This is a genomic window from Pseudomonas sp. P5_A2_2 (assembly GCF_054177685.1).
The window spans coordinates 1-1,899 of sequence record NZ_JBGCUL010000862.1 but is presented as its reverse complement, the minus strand read 5'-3'; the positions used below and the strand labels follow the sequence as shown (position 1 = coordinate 1,899).

2 protein-coding genes are annotated in these 1,899 nt (G+C 60.9%); both read right to left on the bottom strand.

Annotated features, from left to right (window positions below):
* Nucleotides 1-1,003: arginine deiminase (locus ACXRVY_RS26645; RefSeq protein ID WP_458238689.1), on the bottom strand; the 1,003-nt coding region annotated here is incomplete at its 3' end.
* A gap of 46 nt (nt 1,004-1,049) precedes the next feature.
* The coding region (locus tag ACXRVY_RS26640) for an amino acid permease (protein WP_458238688.1) at nt 1,050-1,899 on the bottom strand (850 nt) is incomplete at its 5' end.

Below are 1,899 nucleotides of genomic sequence, written 5' to 3'. Positions count from 1 at the left end.
GATTGAGGGCTTGGGCCACGGTGTCGAGGAAGTTGGTTTCTTCGCGGCGGATGTCGATGCCGCCCGCTTTGCTTTCATCGGGACGCAGGGTGAAGGCGACTATCTGGTTCACCACTTCCGGGAAGATCGTGACGAGGTCGCGATCGCAGAAGCTGAACACGGTGTCCAGGTGCATCGCCGCGCGGGATTTCGGCAGGCCGGCGACGATGACTTTCTCGACGGCTTTGTTTTTGAACAGGTTCACCGCCAGTTGCGCAATGGCCTGGCGCGACGAGCGTTCGCCCATGCCGATCAACACCACGCCGTTGCCGATCGGCATCACATCACCGCCCTCAAGGGTGGAGTTGCCATGGTCCTTGTCCGGGTCGCCATACCAGATCTGGAAGTCGGCGCTGGTGAACGCGGGGTGGAATTTGTAGATGGCGGTGGTCAGCAGGGTTTCCTGACGGCGCGCCGGCCAGTACATCGGGTTGAGGGTGACGCCACCGTAGATCCAGCAGGTGGTATCGCGGGTGAACTGGGTGTTGGGCAGCGGCGGCAGGATGAAGCTGGAGTTGCCGAGGAAGTCGCGGAACATCTCGATGGCCTTGCCACCGAAACTGGTCGGCAGATCATCGCCCGATACGCCGCCGATCAGGAACTCGGCGATCTTGCGCGGCTGCAGGCTGCGCAGCCACGAGGCGGTTTCGTTGATCAGGCCCAGGCCCACCGAGTTGGCGGTGATCTTGCGTTCCAGGATCCAGTCCAGGGCTTCGGGGATGGCGACGATGTCCGTCAGCAGGTTGTGCATTTCCAGCACATCGATGTTGCGTTCGCGCATCTTGGTGACGAAGTCGAAGTGGTCGCGTTTGGCCTGGGCCACCCACAGCACATCGTCGAACAGCAGTTCATCACAGTTGTTCGGGGTCAGCCGCTGATGGGCCAGGCCTGGGGAGCAAACCATGACTTTGCGCAGTTTGCCGGCTTCGGAATGGACGCCGTACTTAACTTTTTCCGTGGTCATTACAGTGATCCTCCAGATGTCAAAACAGTGCTTCCAGAAACAGAAGCTAAAGAGTCAGGAAGCCGTCATAGAGACCGTAGGCCGCCACCGCGGCGCCCACGACCACCGCAGCGAAAATCAGCTTCTCGACGTTGGTGAAAACCGGTTTGTTGATTTCCAGCTTGGCCTTGGCGAACAGGATCACACCGGGGGCGTAAAGCAGGGCGGACAGCAGCAGGTACTTGATGCCGCCGGCGTACAGCAGCCAGATCGCGTAGACCAGGGCCACCGCGCCGATGATGAGATCCTTCTGCCGTTCGCCCGCCGCGCCTTCGTAGCTTTCGCCACGCACCGCCAACAGCAACGCGTAGGCCGCCGACCACAGGTACGGCACCAGGATCATCGAGGTGGCGAGGTAGATCAGCGACAGGTAAGTGCTGGCGGAGAACAGCGTGATGATCAGGAAAACCTGGACCATGGCGTTGGTCAGCCACAGGGCGTTGACCGGTACATGGTTGGCGTTTTCGCGGCGCAAAAACGCCGGCATGGTGTGGTCCCTGGCGGCGGCGAACATGATCTCCGCGCACAGCAGCACCCACGACAGCAACGCCCCCAGCAACGAGATGATCAAACCGACACTGATCAGCACCGCGCCCCAGTGACCGACCACGTGTTCCAGCACGGCGGCCATCGACGGGTTCTGCAGTTTGGCCAGCTCTGGCTGGGTCATGATCCCTAGCGACAGCACATTCACCAGGACCAAAAACAGCAGCACGGTGACGAAGCCGATCACGGTGGCCTTACCCACATCGCTGCGTTTTTCCGCCCGGGCCGAAAAGATGCTCGCGCCTTCGATGCCGATGAACACCCACACGGTGACCAGCATCATTTTGCGCACCTGGTCCATCACGCTGCCC